This window comes from Mesorhizobium sp. M1217, assembly GCF_040318275.1.
Taxonomy (GTDB): domain Bacteria; phylum Pseudomonadota; class Alphaproteobacteria; order Rhizobiales; family Rhizobiaceae; genus Mesorhizobium.
This window is the reverse complement of the sequence record NZ_JAMYMA010000007.1, coordinates 241,373-261,942: the sequence shown is the minus strand read 5'-3', so window position 1 is coordinate 261,942 and position 20,570 is coordinate 241,373. Positions and strand designations below refer to the sequence as shown.

Here is a 20,570-nt window from a genome sequence, read left to right as displayed (position 1 = left end):
GACGGCCGATGACGCAAACCGAAACGCTCCCATCCTGCATGATCGTGGTTCCGTGCCTGAACGAAGCGCCCCATATCGGCGCGTTGCTTCGAGAGCTCCGCCCTGCGGCCAAGAGGCTGGGCGCCGTGATCATCGTTGCCGATGGCGGCAGTACGGACGGCACCAGGACGATCGTCGCGGATATCGCCGCAAAAGATCAGCGGGTGGTCCTGCTCCACAATGAAAAGCGCTTGCAGAGCGCGGCGATCAATCTCGCCGTTGCCAGGTTCGGGGAGGGCGTCGACTATCTCATTCGCATCGACGCGCATGGCGGCTATCCCGCCGACTATTGCGACCGGCTGGTCGAAGAAGCGCAGGCCACCGGGGCGGATTCGGTCGTCGTCTCGATGCTGACCAGTGGCAGCGGCATGGTGCAGAAGGCGGCGGCCGCGGCCCAGAATTCCAGGCTCGGCACCGGCGGCTCCAAGCATCGGCACCTTTCGGCGGGGGAATGGGTCGATCATGGCCACCATGCGCTGATCCGGATATCGGTCTTCACCGCGGTCGGCGGCTATGACGAGACGTTCAGCCACAATGAGGATGCCGAACTCGACTATCGGCTCCGTCAGGCCGGTTACCGGATCTGGATGACCGGTAAGACACAAATGGTCTACTACCCGCGCTCCTCGCTGAAGGGCCTCTATTTTCAGTATCTCGGCTATGGCCGCGGCCGGGCGAAGAACGCTCTCAAGCACCGCATGATCCCGAAGATACGGCAGATGGTGCCGCTTCTGGTGTTTCCCGTGGTTCTTCTCGCCGCCTTTTCCTTCGTCCACTGGCTGGCGGCCGTGCCGCTTTTGCTATGGGTCTCGGTCTGCCTTGGCTACGGCTTCTGGACCGCGGTCAGTCAGCGCAAACCCGACATTGCGCTTGCCGGGGTCTCGGCAATGGTCATGCATTTCGGCTGGTCGGTCGGCTTCTGGCTGCAGCTGCTAGCACCGCGACCGCAGCGCGGGGTAGCGTGATGGACCCGGTCAAGAAAAATCGAAGCATCGATATTTGCGTCTGCACATTTCGCCGGCCGGAGCTTGTCGACACGCTCCGCTCCGTAGCAGCCATGGATATGCCCGCGGGATTCGATGTCGGTGTCATCATCGCGGACAACGACGATACGCCGACGGCCGAAACGCTGGTCGCCAAGCTAGCGGGGGAGTTGAAGCTGCCGGTGACCTACCGGCACGCCCCGGCCCGCAACATTTCGATCGCGCGCAACGCTTGCCTCGATGCCAGTGCGGCGGATTTCGTCGCCTTTATCGACGACGACGAGACGGCCACCGCTGGCTGGCTTGCCGAACTGGTGGCGGCGGTGGAAGCAACTGGTGCTGCGGCCGTGCTCGGGCCGGTGCAAGCCCGTTACCTGCCGGATGCGCCCGACTGGATGCGCAAAGGCGATTTCCACTCGACCTCGCCGGTCTGGGTGCGCGGCGAGATCCGCACCGGCTACACCTGCAACGTCCTGCTCAGAATTGGCGCTGAGAGCCTGCGCGGCCGGCGCTTCAGCCTGGCACGTGGCCAGACCGGCGGCGAAGATACGGAATTCTTCGACCAGATGGTCAAGGCCGGCGGCAGTATCGCCTTTTCGCCAGAGGCTTGGGTCGATGAAGTGGTGCCGCCTGCCAGGGCGGCATTCGACTGGCTCGGCCGCCGCCGGTTCCGCGTCGGGCAGACGCATGGTCACCTCCTGGGGCGCAACGCGCGCGGCCTTGCCCGGCTCAAGCAGGTCGGCATTGCCGCGGCAAAGGCCGGCTATAGTTTCCTGTCGGCAATTCCGGTCGCCATCGACCCCGTCCGACGGAACCGCAGCGTCCTTCGCGGCATTATGCATGTCGGCGTCGTCAGCGGCCTCGTCGGGGTTCGTGAAATCCGCCAATACGGCCTGTCTTCGCCGCAGCAAGGGGGCAAGCGTGCAGCCTGACGTGAGCTTCGTGATTGCCGCCTACAATGCCGAGGCGACCATCGATCGGGCGATTGCCAGCGCCGTCGCCCAGCGCAATGTCAGCCTCGAGGTCATCGTCGTCGACGACAAGTCGCGCGACCGGACGCTCGACCTGGCGAGATCCTACCCCGAAGACATCGTACGCGTTGTCGCGCTTGAGCAAAACCGTGGGCCTGGCGGCGCCAGGAATGCCGGCCTTGAGCTTGCCCGCGGCAGGTGGGTAGCGGTTCTCGATTCCGACGACGCGGTCTATCCCGGGCGAATCTGCACCATGATCGAACGCGCGGAAAAAGCCGGCGCCGAGATCGCGGTCGATAATCTGCAGGTCGTTCGGGAGGACGGCGTTGCGGAAGAGACGATGTTCCCGGCCGACTATCTGGAAGGGCTCAGTGAAATCTCGCTGGCGGATTACATCGGCGGCAATGTCCTCTTCGAATCGAGGTTCAATCTCGGCTATCTCAAGCCGATCTTCCAGCGCCGGTTCCTGAACGAGAACGGGCTTCGTTACGATGAAAGCCTGATCATTGGCGAAGACTACATCCTCCTGGCCAGTGCTCTGGCCAAAGGCGGCAAATGCGTGGTCGAGCCGACGACGGGCTATATTTACCACATTCGCACCGGTTCCATCTCCCGGGTGCTCGAACTTCATCACGTCGAGGCGATGCGCCGGGCCGATGCCACCTTCGCCGCGACCCATTCCATGGATGCTGCGGCCGCGGCGGCGTTCGCCAGGCGCGCTCGCAGCCTGCGGCGGGCGGCATCATTCCTGTCGCTGGTTCAGCACATCAAGGCGCGGTCCCCGCTCAAGGCGATATGGACGGCGCTCAGCGATCCGGCGGCGGTTCGGCATATGAGCATGCCGATCGCCGTCCGGCTGCGAAGGGTAGCGGCACAGTTTGCCGTGGTGGCGGGGAGGTAAAGGGCTGCAGGCGAATGAAGACAAATTTCGCCGCCTGCGACAGGGTTGAAATCGATCTCCTCAGAAGGAACATGCAATGAAAAAAGTCAGGAAGGCAGTCATACCGGTGGCGGGGCTTGGAACGCGGTTCCTGCCGGCGACCAAATCCATGCCGAAGGAAATGCTGCCGGTGGTCGACAAGCCTGTGGTGCAATATGCGGTGGACGAGGCATTCGAGGCCGGCATCGAGCACATCGTCTTCGTCACCGGCCGCAACAAGGCGGTGATCGAGGACTATTTCGATCTGCATCCTGAACTGATCGGAACCCTGGAGCAGAGCGGCAAGAAGGCGCAGCTCGAATCACTCGAGAGCCTGCTTCCCGTCGCCGGCGCGACGAGCTTCATCCGTCAGCAGTCGCCGCAAGGCCTCGGCCACGCCGTCTGGTGCGCGCGAGAGGTCATCGGCGACGAACCTTTCGCGTTGCTGTTGCCGGATATGGTGTCCTTTGGCGGGCGAGGGTGTCTTGCCGAAGTCGCCGATCTTTATGCGCAGACTGGCGCAAACGTTATCGCCGTCGAGCGTTGCGATCCGACCGAGACCAACAAATACGGCATTGTCGGGCGCGGCGCGGATGTCGGCACCGGCTTCGAGGTGACGGCCATGGTCGAAAAGCCGGCACCGGCCAACGCGCCGTCGAACTTCTACATCAACGGCCGCTACATCCTGCAGCCCGAGATATTCTCGCTGCTGGGCAGCCAGCAACGCGGCGCCGGCAACGAGATCCAACTGACCGACGCAATGGTGCGTCTCGCACAGACGCAGGCCTTCTTCGCCCAGCCTTTCAACGGCCGCATGTTCGACTGCGGTTCGAAGGAGGGCTTCATCCAGGCCAATGTCGCTTTCGCGCTGGCGCGTGAGGACATGAAGGGTCCGATCTTCGAGATGCTGCAGGAATTCGTCCGGTCGCATCAGCGTCGGGAAGAAGCCGCATAATGTCCATTTTTTCGAGGCATTGTGGGTGCGGCTGATGACGCAGGACAGGCCGTTGCGCCGCGCGTAACGCGCACTGTCCGGCGCAGGGTTTGCACCCTATGTGCCGATCTTCGAGGCGGTAGCGCCTGCAAACTAGAATTGGACCGAAGATGAACTATGCCAATTTTCCTGTCGACAAGAGGACGCCATTGCCGACTTCGAGTGCGGCAAACGCCGAAGACTTCATCGACATCGAGCGTCTGCTTGGCATGGCCGCGCGGCAGGCGAAAGTGGTTGCCGCCTGCGCCATCATCGGTCTCTTTCTCGGCGTGCTCTATTTGCAGACCACGCCTCCTACCTATGTGGCGACGAGCAGCGTGCTGATCGACGAAGGATTGAACAAGGTCGTCGACGATATTTCGGCGGCGTCGGTCAGCATGCAGACCGACTCCGCCGTTCTGAGCCAGATCGAAATTCTACAGTCGGCCAGGCTGGCGGGGGTGGTCGTCGACAAGCTGAAGCTCGATCAGAACGATGCTTTCATGAACCCTCCGACATCGGCCCTGTCTAAGGTCGCAAGCTTTGTACGCGGTATCATCCAGTCTGTCCGCCCCAAGCGCGCCGCGAGCACAACCGATGTCACTCAGCTTGATGCCGCGACGCGTGACGCGATCACCGCATCGTCGTTGCCCCGCGACTACGCAATCTTCAAACTGCAGAACCAACTCGATGCCGAGCGGATCGGCCGAAGCTTTGTCATCAGCATCTCCTTTCAGGCGACGGATCCGGCGCTTGCGACCGCCATCACCAAGGCCTATGCCGACGCCTATCTCGCCGATCAGCTTGATGCCAGCTTCGACGCGACCGAGCGGGCGGCTGTCTGGCTGCAAGGCCGGCTGACCGAGCTTCGTGAGAGCTCCCAGGCGGCCGCACTCGCGGTCGAAAAGTTCAGGGCCGAACATGGATTGGCCGTCAATGACGGCCAGCTGATCAGCGACAAGCAATTGTCCGATCTCAACACTCAGCTGATCGTCGCGCAGGCCGATACCGCACGTGCTGGCGCCCGCTATCAGCAGTACAAGTCGATCGTCGAAAGCGGCTCGGACAATGCGTTCAAGGACGCCGCGATATCGAACGACCAGCCGAGCAGCTCCGTCATTACGACGCTGAAGAACCGCTATCTCACCGTCGCCAAGCGGCAGCAGGACGTCGAAGCCAATTTCGGCCCGCAACATCCGCAGGCCGTCGCGCTCGCCAAGGAGAAGGCCGACATATCGGCGCAGATTTTCGGCGAGCTGAAGCAACTGACCGAAAGCTACCGCAACGAATACGAGGTCGCTCTGGCGCGCGAAACCGCGCTCCGCGCAAATGTCGCCTTGGCGGCTGGCAAGAGCTCCATCGACAACCAGTCGCAGGTCAAGCTGCGTGAGCTGGACCAAAAGGCCACGGCGCTGTCGACGCTCTACCAGACATTCCTGAACCGCTATGAGGAGGCTGCCCAACAGCAATCCTTCCCAGTCGGCAAGATCCGGGTCATCTCGGACGCGACGATGCCACAGTCGGCCGCAACCCCGCGCACGGCCATCGTGCTGGGGCTCTCGCTGGCGCTTGGCATAATGATGGGGGCCGGGGTTGGTGGCCTGAATGAATTCAGAGAACGCTTCTTCAGGACCGGCGAAGATGTGCGCGACCGTGTCGGCCTCAAATTCCTCGGCTATCTCCCGGTCATCGGCAAGGCTGGCAAGGATGACCAGCGCAATGGCGGTCAGCCTGACGTCAAAGTCGTTGAATCCAAGAGCGCCAAGTCGTCCAAATCCCAGCCCTCCAAAACATTGTCGGCAGCCGAAAAACGTGCGCGCATGCGGGTAACCGTCGATGCACCGGCATCGATGTTCTCCGAGACGCTGCGCAACGCAAAGATCGCCTTCGACGTCGTGATAGAAGGCCAGGGCAGCCGGGTCATCGGCGTGGTCTCGGTGCTTCCCGGCGAAGGCAAGTCGACGGTGGCGGCCAATCTTGCCGGGCTGCTTGCCGCCAACGGATCGAAAACGCTGCTGATCGACGGCGACTTGCGCAATCCCGGCCTCAGCCGCAGCCTCGGCATGGAGGCCGAGCAGGGTTTGATGGAAGCGGTGGTGAGCGGGCAGACCTGGCAGTCGGTCGGCAAGATCGACCGGCAGACCAAACTGGCGATCATCCCGGCCGTCCTGCGTGGCCAGTTTTCGCATACCAGCGAGCTTCTGTCTTCAGCCGGCATGCGGCGTTTCATCGACAACGCCAAGGAAACCTTCGAATACATCATCGTCGATCTGCCGCCGCTCGGGCCCGTCGTCGACGCCAAGGCCTTCGCTCCGCTTGTCGACGGCTTCGTGCTGGTCACCGAGTGGGGACGCACGCCGCGTGCGATGGTGCAATCGATGCTGAGCTCGGAACCCTATATCGCGAAGAAGATCATTGGCGCGGTCCTGAACAAGGTCGAGCTGAAGAAACTCGCCAAGTATGGCGCGATCGGCGGCTCGGAAAAATTCTTCGACAAATATTCGAGCTATTATCTGGAAAAATCGGAAGCGCGCACAAAGGCGGCTGCCTGAGTGCGGTCCGCGCGTTTCGAGCATTTTTGCACCGAAGCGGAATCACCCGGCGTCGCAAAGATCTATTAGGGTGTTGACATTCTGAGATGCTTGCTGATGAAGCTAAGCCTCTCCAAGCCTCTGCGCACTTCCGGCGCCCTCATGAAAAGCCGCCACAACAGCCCTGTACGATAGTTCTCGATCATCGCGATGATCGGCCCCTGATTGATCGCCAGATAGGTTCGGGAGTACCAGTTGCGGCTTTCGCAAAACGCGTCAACAAAGCCGAAGCGGCCCCATATGCGTTTTCGAGGCTTGCCCAGGAAGCCACGCAGTGCGCGCATCGCCTCCGCCGGGGCATAGGGAAAGCTCGACAGGGCAGCAGACGGAGTGATCACGCCAAAGTCCCTGTCGGGTGCATGCGCGACGTATCCTCGCGGCCCATGGCTCGCGGTCAGACCCCAGCAGTCCGGTCCATATCCCAAATGGCTATGGGGATTGCGAACGCAATGCCGATGATCTGCGTATGACTGACGTTCTGTTGCCAGTAATCGGCGTAGCGGTCACTTAGGCCCCGGGGATCGAGCCCGCAGAAAGAATAGTGCGAAAAGAAGAGCGGGCCACCAGAATTCATTCCCAACGGCAGCACGATCCCGTCATGGTCCCGCCCGTTTCGAAAGCCAGGTCCTACAGCAAAACCCTCGTGATAGATTCCCGGATCAGTAGGGTGGCGCGCCGATCCCGCCGCCAGCACGAAAGTGAGCAGGCATTCGTTCCAACCCCTGATCGGGCTGTCCATCGCCCAGCCAAAATTAGGGCTCCAATGCCACATGAGTTGCCGAGCGCCGCGTGTAAACCAGTTCCATTCGGCCTGTAGCAACAGCGCGTCCACGCGCTGGCGCAGGCGCACTTCGCCAGTTGTCATCCCGGCGAAATACTCACGGGCGCAAATCAGACCCTGAAACAGGAAGGTGGTTTCGACGAGATCAGCGCCGTCGTCCTTGCGACGAAACGGGATCGTCGCACCAGTTCGCCCGTTGATAAAATGCGGAAAAACGCCGTGGTAGCGCGGGGAGTTCTCCAAGAAATCGAGCATGCCGTGCAATCGCAGCAAAGCCACGGTGCGGTCGATCCATCCCCGCTCGACCGCAACGATGATGGCTGCAATGCCAAAACCGGCCCCCCCGATCGTCACCAGATCGTTGGCAGGATCACCTGTGGTCTTTTGCCGGTCGCGGGCAAGACCGCTGACGGGATGCGCGCCTTCCCAGAAATAGCGCACCGTCTGCCGCTGCACGACATCCAACAGCGCATCATCGTCGAGCTCGAGAGTATTTTCCGGGAGGTCGAGTGCTGGAATCATCGAGCCGGTGTTAGTGCCTCGGGTGTCCTAAGGCCATTCCTAAAACAATTGTGCGCACGGACCGGCCGCTCACTCGTGTCAGGCCGATTCAATTCGCGACAGGTGCCTGGCGACCCGGTAGAAAGAAAATCAAGGGGAAACAGCCCCTGGATTGGCCTCGAAGCCTATGTTCCATCCCATTGCGAATATCGAAGACGCGCAGACGCTGGCGCAGGCCATCGTCAATACGATGGTCGAACCCTTCCTCGTTCTCGATGAGAACTTTCGCGTGCTGGCGGCCAACCACTCCTTCTATCAGACCTTCAGGGTCGACCCCGAGCAGATGCACGGCTCGCTGCTCTACGCGCTGGGCGACGGCCAGTGGGACATTCCAGCGCTTCACCTGCTCTTGGAGACGATCATTCCCGAGAAGACCGCCATGGACGGCTTCGAGGTCGAGCATGATTTCCCCGATATCGGCCGGCGCACGATGCTGCTCAACGCGCGGAAGGTCCTTTACGACCACAGTTCAGCCGCGACCATCCTGCTGCCTTCAATGACATCACGGCGCGCCGCGCCATAGAAAGGGAAAAGGAAGAACTTCTCGGCCGCACCGAAGACCTGCTGCGGCAGAAGGATGTGCTGCTGCGCGAAATGGAGCACCGGGTCGCCAACAGCTTGCAGATCATCGCCAGCATTTTGCTGCTGAAGGCTCGGTCCGTCACCTCAGATGAAACGCGGCAGCACCTGAAGGATGCCCATCAACGCGTGCTGTCGGTAGCAGAAGTGCAGCGGCATCTCCATGCCTCAACCGGTGCCGACGAAATCGAGGTTGGTTCTTATCTGTCGAAGCTTTGCAGTAGTTTGGCCGCTTCGATGATCGGGGAAGCACAGGCTATTGCTGTAAACGTTATGGCGGAAAATGGAAGGATAGACTCCCAGAAGGCGGTCAGCCTTGGCCTGATCGTGACCGAGCTCGTTCTCAACGCCATCAAGTATGCATTCTCGACAGAAAAGGTCGATGCGCTGATCTTGGTGACCTATGAGACCGATGCTGAGGATTGGAAGTTGACCGTATCGGACAACGGGTGGGGCAAACCCGTTCGCGACATTCCAGGTGCGGGACTGGGGACAGCGATCGTGGAGGCGCTTGTTAAACAGCTTGAAGCACGCATTGACACGGTCACGGGCAATACTGGCACGACGATTGCCATTACCAGAGCGACGTTCACGTCGCGAATGCCGAAAGCAGCATAGTTTGGTGCTTGGCATGCGTTTCAAGCGGCTGTTCCGAATATCGCCTTGAAGGTCGTGTCCCCTCAGGTGGTGTAGCTCGAACGTTGCGAAGCCGCTCGCGAGCGGCTGCCGCTGATGTTCCTATTCTCTGTGCTATAGGTTCCGTTTAATTGAAGAAGAAACCAATGCAGCGGACCGTGACAGTAATCGAGAAAATTACGGGCCGGGTGATCGGCGCGTATCCGATCGATCTTTCGGGCCAGGATCACCAGACTTCCGATGATCAGTATTTTGCCAAAGCGTTCGAAGCCGCCGTCGACGGCGGCCTCATTGCCGAGGCTGAAGCGCACGCTGTCGAATTCCGTCTGGAATAGACACTCAAGCCGAGATCCACGCTACTTTCGCTTTTCCATCGCCGCCTTGGCGCCGCTACGAAAAACCCCGCGCGATGCGAGGTTGTTGATGCGGTCAAAAACCTTACGTTTCAGTACGGCGAATTACACTGCTGCCGAGGGCCATAGCTAGGCTGGAATGTATCGTCTGAAGCTCGATAGCTCCGGTATCGGTCGTAGCACCACTGTACATGCGAATCGCCGCGATCGACCGGGTTCTGGTTGTTGTTGATGATCACGCCGCTGATCACCGCGCCGGCAGCGAAGGCCGCCAGCGGAAACCAGTAGTCACCATGACGGCGATAACCGCGATGGTATTCACGATAGCCGCGATGACCGTTCCAGTTTACGCCATCGTTGCGCGAAAAATTGCGATTGCGGTTGAATTTCCGCTTCATCCACGGCTTGTAGTCGACCGTCGCCACATCGGACGAAACAGAAGGTGCCTGCGGCAGAAACATTTGAGCTGCGTCGGCTGATCCGGCTGCCGTCACGAATGAAACTGACAACGTGGCCGCGAGCAAACCGGATAATATCTTGTTCATAAATCTCCTTTGAAGGAATGGTTGATATCCCTTCTCGGATTTAAAACGATTTAAAGAGGTTAAGATTCCGTGGCGTGCCAGACAGCCTTCGACACCGCCAGCCAGGCTGTTCGAATCACTTGTCAGGTGCTACGGCTCGAACAAGCATGGGCACTTCACACGATGCGGTGTGCTGGCTTTTTTCTACGTTTCATACAGTGAGGGACAATGGCCGGCACTCCGTTGATCAGCATTCTGATCACTTTCCTTGTCATAATTCTGGTGCTGTATCTGGTCAATCGGCTGCCGCTTGATGGTCGCACTCGTCAGATTGCCCAGATTGTCGTGATCATTATTGGCATCATTTCGCTGCTGAAGTACCTCGCAGTGTTTTAAGCCATCACGGTTGGGATATGCGACGCTGCTGGCGTCCGAGCGAGCAAGACAACCCAGCGCTTTACACCCACTCATGAGCAGGCGGCTTGAGACCTTCCCGCTCTAGGAAAATATCAGCCTCGCGCGGTTGTCGACGATCCTGAGGGCGGCCAGCTGGCCGGTTTGGAAGGCGCCGGTGTCTATGCCAAGCCGGCGTCCCTCGAGCTTCGGAATGTCGACCGGCGTATGCCCGTGCACGACATAACGTTCGAGAAGATGCGCGGCTTCGAAGAACTCCGAGCGGATGTTGAGCAGGTCGTCCTCGTCTTGCGCGGCCAGCTCGATGCCGGGCCTGATGCCGGCGTGTACGAACACGAATTTGGCCGAATAGACCATGACCGGCAGCGCACGCATGAAGCTGACATGGCCGGCTGGAATGATCTCCCGAATGCGCCGGTCGACCTCCTCGCTTGAACCGTAGAGATCGGCCATGCGCGACGGATCAACGCCGTAGGAAAACAGCGTTTGCAGGCCACCTATCGCCAGCCACGACTCTCTCGAAATGATCCCGTCGAGGTAGTTCAGCATCACGACTTCGTGGTTGCCGGCAAGGCAGATGCGCTGGAAGCCTTGGAGTGGCGGCGCCAGCAGATGATCGAGCACGCGCGCCGACTGGGGGCCACGATCGACGTAGTCGCCGAGCATGATGATGAGCTTGCGCATTTCGAAAGACGCAGAATCGACCAGGATGTTCTGCTCCAGGGAGCGAAGCTCCTTATAGCAGCCATGCACGTCGCCGATCGCATAGACGACCGTGTCTTGCAGATCCATCTCGAGCCGCTGGCGCGCCGCCGTCGGGGGCTTTCTCGATCGTTGGAACAGGGTCACGAATGGCGTCTCGCATGGCTGTGGGGGCGTCTCGATTCCGAAACAACATGAAGACGCAGCGCCTGGATACCATGTCTGGCGCCGGTCGTTCCATACCGGAGCTTCGGACGCAACTCGGCTTCGGCCTCCTACACACCGATGCCACGGCCGTTCAGCGCGGCGGTGATCTCGTCGAGGATGGCCGGGTCGTCGATCGTTGCCGGCATGGCCCATGCCTCCTTGTCGGCGATCTTCTGCATGGTGCCGCGCAGGATCTTGCCGGAGCGCGTCTTCGGCAGGCGCTTGATCGTCACCACCGTCTTGAAGGCGGCGACCGGGCCGATCCGTTCGCGCACCAGCGCGACCACCTCGTTTTCGATGATGCCCGCGTCGCGGTCGACGCCGGCATTCAGCACGACGAAGCCGAGCGGAACCTGGCCTTTCATCGCATCGGCGATGCCGACGACGGCGCATTCGGCAACGTCGGGATGCGCGGCCAACACCTCCTCCATGGCGCCGGTCGACAGCCGGTGGCCGGCGACGTTGATGATGTCGTCGGTGCGGGCCATGACATAGAGATAGCCGTCCTCGTCCATCATGCCGGCATCCGCCGTTTTGTAGAAGCCGGGGAACTCCTCGAGATAGGCTTGGCGAAACCGCTCGTCGGCATTCCACAGCGTCGGCAGACAGCCGGGCGGTAATGGCAGTTTGACCACAACGTTGCCCAGTGTGCCGCGCTTGACCGCATGCCCGGCATCGTCGAGCACGCGAATGTCGTAGCCGGGCATCGGCATGCCGGGCGAGCCGTATTTGACAGGCAGCAGGCCCAGTCCGGCGGGATTGATGGTCATCGGCGAACCGGTCTCGGTCTGCCACCAGTGGTCGATCACCGGCACGTTCAATTTCTGCTCGGCCCATTTGATGGTTTCCGCATCGGCGCGCTCGCCGGCAAGGAACAGCGTGCGGAACCGGGACAGATCGTGTTTCGGGACGAACTCGCCCCTCGGGTCCTGTCCCTTGATGGCGCGGAAGGCGGTTGGCGCGGTGAAAAGTGCGACCACGCCATGCTCGGCGATCACACGCCAATAGGTGCCGGCATCGGGCGTGCCGACCGGCTTGCCTTCGAACAGCACCGTCGTGCAGCCATGCAGCAGCGGGCCGTAGACGATGTAGGAATGGCCGACCACCCAGCCGACGTCCGAAGCCGCCCAGAACACTTCGCCGGGTTTCACACCGAACTCGTTTTCCATCGACCATTTCAACGCGACCATGTGGCCGCCATTGTCGCGCACGATGCCCTTTGGCTGGCCGGTCGTGCCGGACGTGTAGATGATGTAGAGCGGATCGGTGGCAAGCACCGGAACGCAGTCGACATTGGCACCCGCGGCCCGCTCCCGCGCCACAGCGTCGGCATAGTCGATGTCGTAGTTTTCCCTGAGCTCGCAGCGCAATTGGTCGCGCTGCAGGATGAGGCAGGCTTCGGGCTTGTGCCGCGACATCTCGATCGCCTTGTCGAGCAGCGGCTTATAGGCAACGACACGCGCGGGCTCCAGGCCGCAGGACGCCGAGATGATCAGCTTCGGCTTGGCATCGTCGATGCGCGTGGCGAGCTCATGTGAGGCAAAACCGCCGAAGACCACTGAATGCACGGCGCCGATCCGCGCGCAGGCAAGCATGGCGAAGGCTGCTTCCGGCACCATCGGCATGTAGATGATGACGCGATCGCCTTTTTGGATGCCGCGATTCTTGAGTACCGAGGTCAGTGCAACCACCTCGCGCTTCAACTCGGCATAGGTGAATTTCTTGATTGTGCCCGAAATCGCGCTGTCATGAATAAGCGCTATTTGGTCGGCGCGGCCGTCCGCCACATGACGATCGACGGCATTGAAGCAGGTGTTGCACGAGGCACCATTGAACCACCGGCCATAGACGCCGGCATTGGCATCGAACACGGTCTCGAAGGGCGAGAACCAGTCGATTGCGCCGGCGGCATCAGCCCAGAATTTTTCCGGGTCGCGTTTCCAGCCGTCATAGACCTCGTGGTAGCGTGACGCCATCCAGCTTCCTCCCCAGGAATGTTTGCTGTCCTTGAAATAGCGTATGCTGCTTTCTGTAACCATGTATTTGTGCTTTTCGTTTGCCGTCGTTCCAATTCGGCCGCAAATCCAGGGTCGTCGTGGTCTGCGGGGCTGATATCGGCCGAATTTTCGACATAGGGGCAGGGCGCGATGAAACTGCGATACGAGCTTGGATTTGCCGTCGTTGCGACGCTGGCGTTCGCACTCGCTTCAGCTGCTCAGGCCGGTGATGCGGCGGCACGGCGCATCATCGGCTTTTCGCCCGACGGCAACTATTTCGCCTTCGAGCAGTACGGCACGCTCGATGCCGGTGCTTCGGATTCGGGCTGGTCGGAGATCGAAATCATCGACACCCGCACCGATGAGTTCGTCGGCGGCAAGCCGATCCTCATCGTTGACGAGACGGAGGATTCGACGCTGACACTTGCGCAGGCGAGGGCACAGGCCGCCGAGCTGGCAGCGCCGTTGCTGGCCAAATATGCCATCGCACTGCGCGGCGAGCGGACGGGCTTCGACAAATTCACCTTTCCCGACGACATGGTCGCCTACAACGACATTGCGCGCCTCGAGCAAGTCTCGCAAAAATGGCTTTCGCCGAACTATGACGAGCTTGGCATCTCGACCATCCAGCTCGAGCAGATCCTTGCCGACAGTACGGCGGATTGTTCACCGAGTTTCGACGGGACGCAGCAAGGCGAAACGACCGGCAAGGCGCTCGGCTTTCGCCTGACGCTGCAGGGTCAGGACGGCAAGCCGATCAAGCTGCTGCATGAGGACAAGGCGGTGCCGGGTTCGGGGAATTGCCCGACTTCCTACAGCCTGTCGGAATCTTACGCATTCACCCCCGACCGCAAAGCAGGCGTGCTTGTCGTACTCGTGCAGCGTTTCAGCCAGGGATTTGAAGGGCGTGACCGCCGTTTCATCGCCGTGACAGGGCGGGCGCGTTGAGATAACCCGCTGAGAAGTAGTCTGCTACTCGAGTTGATTCCTAAAGCGGCAGCGCAGTGAGCATAAGGCCAACCCCGCCGGCGATCAGCAAGGCGGCTGCCAGCATTTTCCCATGACGCTCGAAACCTGTCGGCGCCCGATCCCAATTGTAACGCATGCCCCAACTCCCCAAACCCGCTGAGTCCCTTATCTTACCTAGGGTGAGGAGGACAACAGTCTGGCGATGCACCACGCTGCTGCTGTCGGTCTTATCACCGACTATCTCTGAGGCATTCTCCGCCGCTACATGCCCCAGCGCAGCGCGGCGGTGTGCACAGGCGCATCCCAAAACGCCGCCGCCTCGTCGTCGAACATGCTCAGCGTGATCGAGCAGCCGGCCATGTCGAGCGAAGTCACATAGGAGCCAACCAGCGACCGGGTCACCGTCACGCCGTGCTTCTCGAAGGTTTTGCGGGCGCTGTTGTACATCAGATAAAGCTCCATCAGCGGCGTGCCGCCAAAGCCGTTGACGAAGAGCAGCGCCCGGCCTTTGGCGCTGTCGCCCAGATCGCCGAGGATCGCGGTACAGATCTCCTCGACGATAGCGTCGGCGCTCTTCAACGTGTCGCGCCGCCTTCCGGGCTCGCCATGGATGCCGACGCCGAACTCCATCTCGCCGTCGCCGATGTCGAAGGTCGGCTTGCCCGCCGCCGGCACGGTGCAGCTGGTCAGCGCCACGCCCATCGAGCGCGTCGCTCCGTTGACGCGCTCGCCGAGCGCCTTCAACGGCTCCAGTGCCATGCCTTGCTCGGCCGCCGCGCCGACGATCTTCTCGACCACCAGCGTGCCGGCGACGCCGCGCCGGCCGGTGGTGTAGGACGAGTTTTCGACCGCGACATCGTCATTGGTCACGATTTGCATGACGCCTTCTGTCATTTCAGCGGCCATGTCGAAATTCATCACGTCGCCCTCGTAGTTCTTGACGATGAACAGGCAGCCGGCGCCCGTATTGACGGCTTCCACGGCCGCCATCATCTGGTCCGGCGTCGGCGAGGTGAACACCTGGCCAGGGCAGGCGGCATCCAGCATGCCGTGCCCGACGAACCCGCCATGCAGCGGCTCGTGACCCGAGCCGCCGCCGGAGATCAGCGCCACCTTGCCCGATTTGAGCAGCTTGCGGCGGACAAATTTGTGTTCCTCGCCAAGCGCCAGAATGTCGGCATGCGCGGCAACGAAGCCGTCGAGGCTCTCGGTCAGCACCGTGTCGACCGAATTCAGAAATTTCTTCATGGCTGTCCTCCCGAAATAGCCCAGCGTCAGCTGCCCTTGCCGGCGATGCTGGTGATCTTCTGGATGAAATCATTGACCGCCCGGTCGAGCGCCGCGTTCTGCTTGTCGTCGCCGAAATCGGGAACGATCAGCGAGACATGGCGTGTCTTGCGCATGCCTGCAGCCAGCGACATCTTTCCCGGATGCGCCCGATGGTAGGCTTCGAGGAAATGATCGCGTTCGGCCGGGCTGAAATGGCAGACGGAGAAGATAGCCGGCAAATGCTTCGACGGGATCGGCGTCGAATAGGCCGGGCTGGAAATCTGCGTGACGAAGCTGCGATGCTTGCCCAGCGCGTCGGCGAGGCGCTGGCGCATGCCGGACGGGCGCTGATCGATCACCTGCGACAGGATCGTCTTGTAGGCGCGGATCGCCTCTTCGGGGCCGGATTGCGACGCCTTGTCTGACATGCCGGGCCTAGATCCAAACGTCCGCGATGGCCGCCTTGGCCATCGCGAGTTGGGCGGGAGCGACGGAGAGGTCACGCAGGCCGGCTTCGAGCAGCGCCGGGATCGAGGCGGGGTCGCCGCCGGCATCGCCACACAGGCTGACCGGGATATTATGCTCGCGCCCGAAGGCGGCAACCGACGCGATCAGCCGGAGTACGGCCGGGTGCCTGACGGAATTCAGATGTGCGACCGAAATGTTATCGCGAGCGGCGGCCATCACGTATTGGGTCAAATCGTTCGAACCGATCGAGAAGAAGGCGGCCCTGGCGAATGCCTCCGGCGCAATCGCCACCGAAGGCACCTCGACCATGATGCCAAGTGGCGGCATTTTTTGCGCGATGCCGCGCGCCAAAAGGTCAGCCTGCTCCTCAGCGAACAGCGCGGTGGCGCGTTCATACTCTTCCGGAACGGCGATCATCGGGAACATCACCTTCAGATTGCCGTGCATGGCGGCGCGGAGCAAGGCGCGGATCTGCACGCGAAAGACCTCTGGGCGCGCCAGCGACAGCCTGATCCCGCGCAGGCCAAGGAATGGATTACCTTCCTCGACGGTCAGGCCCGGCACAGGCTTATCGCCGCCGGCATCGACGGTACGGATTGTTACCGGCCTGTCGCTGGCCCATTCCAGCACTTTGCGGTAGGCGTGATATTGCGTCTCCTCGTCCGGCAGCGTCTTGCCGAACAGGAATTCGGTCCGCATCAGCCCGACACCGTCGCACGTCGCGACATCGATGCTGTCTACATCGGACGGATCGGCGATATTCACCTGCACCCCGATCGCTATGCCGGTCTTCGTTGCCGCCGGCCTTGTCAGATAGGCTGCCGCTTTGCCGCGATGCGCCGCGAAAGACGACGACGATCGCCGGAACGCGTCGATCTCCGCTTTCGAAGGCCCCAACACGATGCCGCCATGTTCGGCATCGAGCAGTGCGATTCCGGCAAGGTGAGCCGGCGAAGCACCAGGCCCGGCTACCCCACGCCCCACGAGCCCAAGCCCCACCACCATGGGCACGCCGCGCGAGCGTGCCAGCATTGCGACATGACTTGCGGCGCTTCCGGCCTTAAGCGCGATGCCGCCGCCGGCACTCCAGTCGGTCTCGAGGAAGCGCGTCGGTGCGATATCCTCGCCATACAAGATCGCACCCGCCGGCGCGGCAATGTCGCCGCCCCCGGTCAGCGCGCGTAGCACTTGGTCGCGTATATCGCGCATATCGGCCGCGCGCGCCCGGAAATAGTCCTGCTCGGATGTTTCGTAGCCGGCGATCTCGGCGTCGAGCGCTGTTCGCCAAGCCACATCAGCAGCCATGCCCTCGGCGATGTGCGAAAAAGCCGGGCCGGTCAGCGCGTCGTCCTCCAGCATGGCGAGCTGGAATTCGAGGATCCCGGCCGCCTCGCTGTCGCTGGTTTCGATCAATATCGCGAGCCGGCCTGCGGCAATGGAGATGGCGGCCTCAAGCGCCGCTTTCTCGTCCGCGGCAGTCGCCTTGCGGACATAACGCACAGCAGCCTGGTCGAGGTCGAACAGCGGCCCCTCGGCATAGCCGGCCGATGCCGAAATGCCCTGCAGCCTAAGCGGTTCGGGCATGGTCCTTGCCCTCGTCGAAATCGCGCCGCACCAGCTCGACCAGCGCGTCGACCGCCTCGCCGGCGCCGTCGCCTCTGGCTCGGATATGCAGCACAGTGCCTTTCGGCGCCTTGGCCGCCATCACCTTGACGATGCTCTTGGCGTCGTACCACGGCCCGTTGGCGGCGACCGCCACTTCGACGTCGGCCGAAAACGTCTTGGCAAGCTTGGTGAACTTCACCGAAGGACGCGCATGCAGTCCCACCTCATGGGTGATCAGGACGCTGGCTTCGGCTGCTGCGGACATGCTTGTCAAAGTTCCCGTTCACTCACGACGGCGACAGTTCGTGCGCCGTCGCCACCACTTCCTTGAGCGAGGCGCCGCCGGAAGCCTCGGTCGCCGCCATCACCGCGCCTTCGACGATCGGCGCATTGCAGACGATGATCTTCTGGGCGCGTGGTTCGCCGATCATCTCTACCGCCATCTCGCTATTGGTCTCGGCACCGCCGAGATCGACGAGGATCGCGACACCCGCCTCCGACCACGCCTTGTCGATGGCGCCCATGATCGCCTCGACATTGGTTCCCAGCCCGCCATGGCCGTTTCCGCCGCACCATGCAAGCGGCACTTCGTCGCCGACCATCTGCCGCACCATGTCTGCGGTGCCTTCGGCGACCAGCGGCGAATGCGATACGATGACGATGCCGACATTGCTCATGCGCGCGCCTCGATTGCTTCGGCGACGGCCCGCACCAGAAGCGCGGTCGAGCGTGCGCCGGCATCCATATGACCGATCGAACGGTCGCCAAGGAAGGAGGCGCGCCCGCGCAAGGCCTTCATCGGCACCGTTGCGTCGGCTGCATTGTCGGCAATATCGACTATGTCCGCTGCCGTCTTTCCCTGCACCAGCGCTTCATGCACCGGCTGCAGTACGTCGAGCATGGTCTTTTGCCCGGCCTGCGACTTGCCTCTGGCGGCCACCGCTTCAATCGCCTTGCCGAAGGCCGCAGCCAGATTGGCGCGATCCGGCGCGGCGGAAATCTCCTTGCCGAGCGCCATGAACAGCGTGCCGAACAAGGGTCCGGAGGCTCCGCCGACGGTCATCACCAGCTTGGTGCCGACCGCCTTCAGCGCCTCGGGCAACGGCTTTGCCGCGAACGCGCCGGCCTCGGCCCGCACGGCCTCGAAGCCGCGTTTCATGTTGAGCCCATGGTCGCCGTCGCCGATCGCCTGGTCGAGCCCGGTCAGCTCTTCGGCATGGGCGGCGATGGTGTTTGCCGCCGCCTCGATTAGCCTGGAAAGATCCGCTACCGCCATATCACCCATGCTCCTGGCCTCCGCGCTGCCGGCAGTACGAGAAAATTGCATATCCGGCAATTGAAGCATTCTTTTCCCCAGTCAAGCGGGTTCGAGCAACGCAGCGAGGGCAGTGAAGACCTCGGCGATGGCAAAGGCGCCGGGGTCGACCACGCCGTCGAGCTGGCTGCCAATATAGGCGGACCGCCCGGCCTTGGCCTTGCGCATGGCCGCGGTGGCCTCGGCGCCGCGTCGCGCCGCGACCGCCGCGTCCTCCAGACTGCCGCTATCCAACGCCCTCAAGGCGGGTTCCAGGGCATCGATCATCGTGCGATCGCCGACCCTCGCTCCGCCATGGAAGGACATCCGATCCAGGCCGACGAGAAGCGCCTTGGGAAGCGTTTCGCCAGATTTCGACGCCTGCGCGGCGGCGGTTAAGAAGATCGACAGCAGCACGCCACTGGAGCCGCCCATGCTGGTACTCAGTATGTCGCCGACGGTGGCGAGCGTTGCGGCAGGGTCGGCGAGCGGCAGTGTCTCAAGGCGGCTAAGCACGCTCCGCGCACCGGCCGCCACAGTCGATCCGGTGTCGCCGTCTCCCGCCTTGGCATCCAGTCCGTTCAACGCGCCTTCAAGCGAGATCAGCCGTTCGCAGACCGCGACAACCAACTGCTCGGTGCGTGCATCCTGGCTGGCTTTTGACGCGTTGTTCGGGCCGGTGGCTTTGGCCACCGGCACGACGCTCACTGGGCGAACGGCTCTTGCCGGCAGCCAGGCGTGAGGGCCGACCGGCGCCCGCAAGGCTACTTCGCGAGGCGCATCGAGCCGGATCAGCGACAGGGAAAAGCCGTTCATGTTGAGCGCCGTCATAAGCTGCCCGGGCCCGATCGTCAGCGTCACCTTTCGTGCCAGCGGTGAAGCCAACACCGCATTGGTGACAAGCAACATTTCCAGCGGCGGCACCGAACCGAGATTGTTGATCAGCAAGGCGTAGTCACTGGCGGGATCGAGCCGCGCGGCAAGGCGCTCCGACATGATCGCAACCAGCCTTTCGGCACTTTGCACCGCAATCCGCTCAACGCCCGGTTCGCCATGGATGCCGAGGCCGAGTTCGGCGTCGTCGGCGCCAAATCTTTCGTCATGGCTCTGGCCGGGGATCGAGCAGGACGACAGCGATATGCCGAGTGAAACGATGTCCACCGCCGCGGCCCGCGCCGTAGCGGCAACCGTCGCCAGATCGTTGCCGGCTTCCGACAGGTGGCCGGCGATCTTGTGCACGAACAAGGTGCCGGCAACGCCACGCGGCTGGGCAATATCCGGCAGGGCAATGTCGTCGGCGACGATCACCATCTCGACGCGGAAGCCTTCGGCGCGCGCCTTCTCGGCTGCCAAGCCGAAGTTGAGGCGATCACCGGTGTAGTTCTTGACGATCAGCAGGCACCCGGCGGGACCGGTTACCGCGCGGATGGCGGCCAATACTGCTTCCACGCTCGGCGAAGCAAAGATCTCGCCTGATACTGCCGCCGTCAGCATGCCCACGCCGACGAAGCCGGCATGCGCGGGTTCGTGCCCGGCCCCGCCGCCGGAGATGATGCTGACCTTGCTCTTATCCCAGTCCGCACGGAGGACGACCTTGATTTCGGGATAGCCGTCGAGGCGAGCGAGATCGCCGGCGCCGGTCGTGCCGAGAAAGCCGTCCAGTGCCTCAGTTACGATCGTATCCCTGCGATTGAAAAAATGCTTCATCGAATTGGTCCAGTCCGGTGCCCGAAAT

General features: G+C 62.0%; 18 protein-coding genes and 2 pseudogenes. 9 read left to right on the top strand and 11 right to left on the bottom strand.

The window, feature by feature from the left end:
* Window positions 1-8: 8 nt before the first annotated feature.
* From NKH37_RS14845 to NKH37_RS14825, 5 genes are all read left to right on the top strand, one after another.
* Window positions 9-1,004, top strand: a complete 996-nt coding sequence (locus NKH37_RS14845) for a glycosyltransferase family 2 protein (protein ID WP_353005342.1) — start codon at window positions 9-11, stop codon at window positions 1,002-1,004.
* The gene (locus NKH37_RS14840) at window positions 1,004-1,954 is read left to right on the top strand and encodes a glycosyltransferase family 2 protein (RefSeq protein ID WP_023717980.1); all 951 of its coding nucleotides are present in this window, start codon (window positions 1,004-1,006) and stop codon (window positions 1,952-1,954) included. The genes NKH37_RS14845 and NKH37_RS14840 overlap by 1 nt, the downstream gene beginning before the upstream one ends.
* Window positions 1,944-2,894, top strand: a complete 951-nt coding sequence (locus NKH37_RS14835; protein ID WP_023717979.1) for a glycosyltransferase family 2 protein — start codon at window positions 1,944-1,946, stop codon at window positions 2,892-2,894. Before NKH37_RS14840 ends, NKH37_RS14835 begins: the two co-directional genes overlap by 11 nt.
* Window positions 2,895-2,970: 76 nt before the next feature.
* Entirely contained in the window at window positions 2,971-3,867 is an 897-nt protein-coding gene (gene galU, locus NKH37_RS14830; RefSeq protein ID WP_352483974.1) for a UTP--glucose-1-phosphate uridylyltransferase GalU, read from the top strand.
* Between the two features lie 149 nt (window positions 3,868-4,016).
* Window positions 4,017-6,437 (top strand): polysaccharide biosynthesis tyrosine autokinase, encoded by a 2,421-nt coding sequence (locus tag NKH37_RS14825; protein WP_353005341.1) that lies wholly within the window; start codon window positions 4,017-4,019, stop codon window positions 6,435-6,437.
* Between the two features lie 65 nt (window positions 6,438-6,502).
* On the opposite strand, the pseudogene NKH37_RS14820 reads toward NKH37_RS14825, so the two are convergent.
* Window positions 6,503-7,215 (bottom strand): annotated as a pseudogene (locus tag NKH37_RS14820) (glucoamylase family protein).
* Window positions 7,216-7,945: 730 nt separating this feature from the next.
* Between NKH37_RS14820 and NKH37_RS14815 the strand changes: the two are divergent.
* Window positions 7,946-9,015: pseudogene (locus tag NKH37_RS14815) on the top strand (sensor histidine kinase).
* A 164-nt stretch (window positions 9,016-9,179) separates the two neighbouring features.
* Window positions 9,180-9,368: a hypothetical protein gene (locus NKH37_RS14810; protein WP_352495744.1), complete on the top strand. Its 189-nt coding sequence runs from the start codon at window positions 9,180-9,182 to the stop codon at window positions 9,366-9,368.
* 110 nt (window positions 9,369-9,478) lie between these two features.
* Here the strand turns inward: NKH37_RS14810 and NKH37_RS14805 are convergent, their stop codons facing one another.
* Complete coding sequence (locus NKH37_RS14805; protein ID WP_353005340.1) at window positions 9,479-9,931, bottom strand: BA14K family protein; 453 nt, start codon at window positions 9,929-9,931, stop codon at window positions 9,479-9,481.
* 207 nt (window positions 9,932-10,138) lie between these two features.
* Here NKH37_RS14805 and NKH37_RS14800 point away from each other — a divergent pair, with 207 nt between their 5' ends.
* Window positions 10,139-10,306, top strand: coding sequence for a Thivi_2564 family membrane protein (locus tag NKH37_RS14800; RefSeq protein ID WP_023717974.1), 168 nt, complete (start codon window positions 10,139-10,141; stop codon window positions 10,304-10,306).
* Window positions 10,307-10,408: 102 nt separating this feature from the next.
* Here the strand turns inward: NKH37_RS14800 and NKH37_RS14795 are convergent, their stop codons facing one another.
* Both NKH37_RS14795 and NKH37_RS14790 read right to left on the bottom strand, forming a co-directional pair.
* Window positions 10,409-11,116, bottom strand: a complete 708-nt coding sequence (locus NKH37_RS14795) for a metallophosphoesterase family protein (protein WP_353041119.1) — start codon at window positions 11,114-11,116, stop codon at window positions 10,409-10,411.
* Window positions 11,117-11,301: 185 nt separating this feature from the next.
* Window positions 11,302-13,209, bottom strand: coding sequence for a propionyl-CoA synthetase (locus NKH37_RS14790; RefSeq protein WP_352817051.1), 1,908 nt, complete (start codon window positions 13,207-13,209; stop codon window positions 11,302-11,304).
* Window positions 13,210-13,380: 171 nt separating this feature from the next.
* On the opposite strand from NKH37_RS14790, the gene NKH37_RS14785 reads away from it, so the two are divergent.
* Window positions 13,381-14,178 carry a DUF2259 domain-containing protein gene (locus tag NKH37_RS14785; protein WP_353005339.1) on the top strand — a complete coding sequence of 266 codons (798 nt, stop codon included), beginning with the start codon at window positions 13,381-13,383 and terminating at the stop codon, window positions 14,176-14,178.
* A gap of 282 nt (window positions 14,179-14,460) precedes the next feature.
* On the opposite strand, the gene dhaK is transcribed toward NKH37_RS14785, so the two are convergent.
* The 7 genes from dhaK to NKH37_RS14750 form a co-directional block, all read right to left on the bottom strand.
* Window positions 14,461-15,447: a dihydroxyacetone kinase subunit DhaK gene (gene dhaK / locus NKH37_RS14780; protein WP_352495748.1), complete on the bottom strand. Its 987-nt coding sequence runs from the start codon at window positions 15,445-15,447 to the stop codon at window positions 14,461-14,463.
* Window positions 15,448-15,473: 26 nt separating this feature from the next.
* Window positions 15,474-15,896, bottom strand: coding sequence for a hypothetical protein (locus NKH37_RS14775; RefSeq protein ID WP_023717968.1), 423 nt, complete (start codon window positions 15,894-15,896; stop codon window positions 15,474-15,476).
* 7 nt (window positions 15,897-15,903) lie between these two features.
* The gene (gene ptsP, locus NKH37_RS14770; RefSeq protein WP_352495749.1) at window positions 15,904-17,520 is read right to left on the bottom strand and encodes a phosphoenolpyruvate--protein phosphotransferase; all 1,617 of its coding nucleotides are present in this window, start codon (window positions 17,518-17,520) and stop codon (window positions 15,904-15,906) included.
* Complete coding sequence (locus NKH37_RS14765) at window positions 17,504-17,806, bottom strand: HPr family phosphocarrier protein (RefSeq protein ID WP_353005338.1); 303 nt, start codon at window positions 17,804-17,806, stop codon at window positions 17,504-17,506. Before NKH37_RS14765 ends, ptsP begins: the two co-directional genes overlap by 17 nt.
* A gap of 22 nt (window positions 17,807-17,828) precedes the next feature.
* Window positions 17,829-18,218 carry a dihydroxyacetone kinase phosphoryl donor subunit DhaM gene (dhaM, locus tag NKH37_RS14760; protein ID WP_172220312.1) on the bottom strand — a complete coding sequence of 130 codons (390 nt, stop codon included), beginning with the start codon at window positions 18,216-18,218 and terminating at the stop codon, window positions 17,829-17,831.
* Window positions 18,215-18,817, bottom strand: a complete 603-nt coding sequence (gene dhaL, locus NKH37_RS14755) for a dihydroxyacetone kinase subunit DhaL (RefSeq protein ID WP_352847840.1) — start codon at window positions 18,815-18,817, stop codon at window positions 18,215-18,217. Before dhaL ends, dhaM begins: the two co-directional genes overlap by 4 nt.
* Before the next feature lie 81 nt (window positions 18,818-18,898).
* Complete coding sequence (locus tag NKH37_RS14750) at window positions 18,899-20,542, bottom strand: dihydroxyacetone kinase subunit DhaK (protein ID WP_353005337.1); 1,644 nt, start codon at window positions 20,540-20,542, stop codon at window positions 18,899-18,901.
* Between the last annotated feature and the right edge of the window lie 28 nt (window positions 20,543-20,570).

What these genes read in the sequence shown, in the direction of transcription:
- NKH37_RS14750 (WP_353005337.1), bottom strand. Translation starts at nt 20,542, where the DNA reads ATGAAGCATTTTTTCAATCGCAGGGATACGATCGTAACTGAGGCACTG.
- ptsP (WP_352495749.1), bottom strand. Translation starts at nt 17,520, where the DNA reads ATGCCCGAACCGCTTAGGCTGCAGGGCATTTCGGCATCGGCCGGCTAT.
- galU (WP_352483974.1), top strand. Translation starts at nt 2,971, where the DNA reads ATGAAAAAAGTCAGGAAGGCAGTCATACCGGTGGCGGGGCTTGGAACG.
- dhaL (WP_352847840.1), bottom strand. Translation starts at nt 18,817, where the DNA reads ATGGCGGTAGCGGATCTTTCCAGGCTAATCGAGGCGGCGGCAAACACC.
- NKH37_RS14825 (WP_353005341.1), top strand. Translation starts at nt 4,017, where the DNA reads ATGAACTATGCCAATTTTCCTGTCGACAAGAGGACGCCATTGCCGACT.
- dhaM (WP_172220312.1), bottom strand. Translation starts at nt 18,218, where the DNA reads ATGAGCAATGTCGGCATCGTCATCGTATCGCATTCGCCGCTGGTCGCC.
- NKH37_RS14805 (WP_353005340.1), bottom strand. Translation starts at nt 9,931, where the DNA reads ATGAACAAGATATTATCCGGTTTGCTCGCGGCCACGTTGTCAGTTTCA.
- NKH37_RS14840 (WP_023717980.1), top strand. Translation starts at nt 1,004, where the DNA reads ATGGACCCGGTCAAGAAAAATCGAAGCATCGATATTTGCGTCTGCACA.
- NKH37_RS14795 (WP_353041119.1), bottom strand. Translation starts at nt 11,116, where the DNA reads ATGGATCTGCAAGACACGGTCGTCTATGCGATCGGCGACGTGCATGGC.
- NKH37_RS14845 (WP_353005342.1), top strand. Translation starts at nt 9, where the DNA reads ATGACGCAAACCGAAACGCTCCCATCCTGCATGATCGTGGTTCCGTGC.
- NKH37_RS14810 (WP_352495744.1), top strand. Translation starts at nt 9,180, where the DNA reads ATGCAGCGGACCGTGACAGTAATCGAGAAAATTACGGGCCGGGTGATC.
- NKH37_RS14800 (WP_023717974.1), top strand. Translation starts at nt 10,139, where the DNA reads ATGGCCGGCACTCCGTTGATCAGCATTCTGATCACTTTCCTTGTCATA.
- NKH37_RS14790 (WP_352817051.1), bottom strand. Translation starts at nt 13,209, where the DNA reads ATGGCGTCACGCTACCACGAGGTCTATGACGGCTGGAAACGCGACCCG.
- dhaK (WP_352495748.1), bottom strand. Translation starts at nt 15,447, where the DNA reads ATGAAGAAATTTCTGAATTCGGTCGACACGGTGCTGACCGAGAGCCTC.
- NKH37_RS14775 (WP_023717968.1), bottom strand. Translation starts at nt 15,896, where the DNA reads ATGTCAGACAAGGCGTCGCAATCCGGCCCCGAAGAGGCGATCCGCGCC.
- NKH37_RS14765 (WP_353005338.1), bottom strand. Translation starts at nt 17,806, where the DNA reads ATGTCCGCAGCAGCCGAAGCCAGCGTCCTGATCACCCATGAGGTGGGA.
- NKH37_RS14785 (WP_353005339.1), top strand. Translation starts at nt 13,381, where the DNA reads ATGAAACTGCGATACGAGCTTGGATTTGCCGTCGTTGCGACGCTGGCG.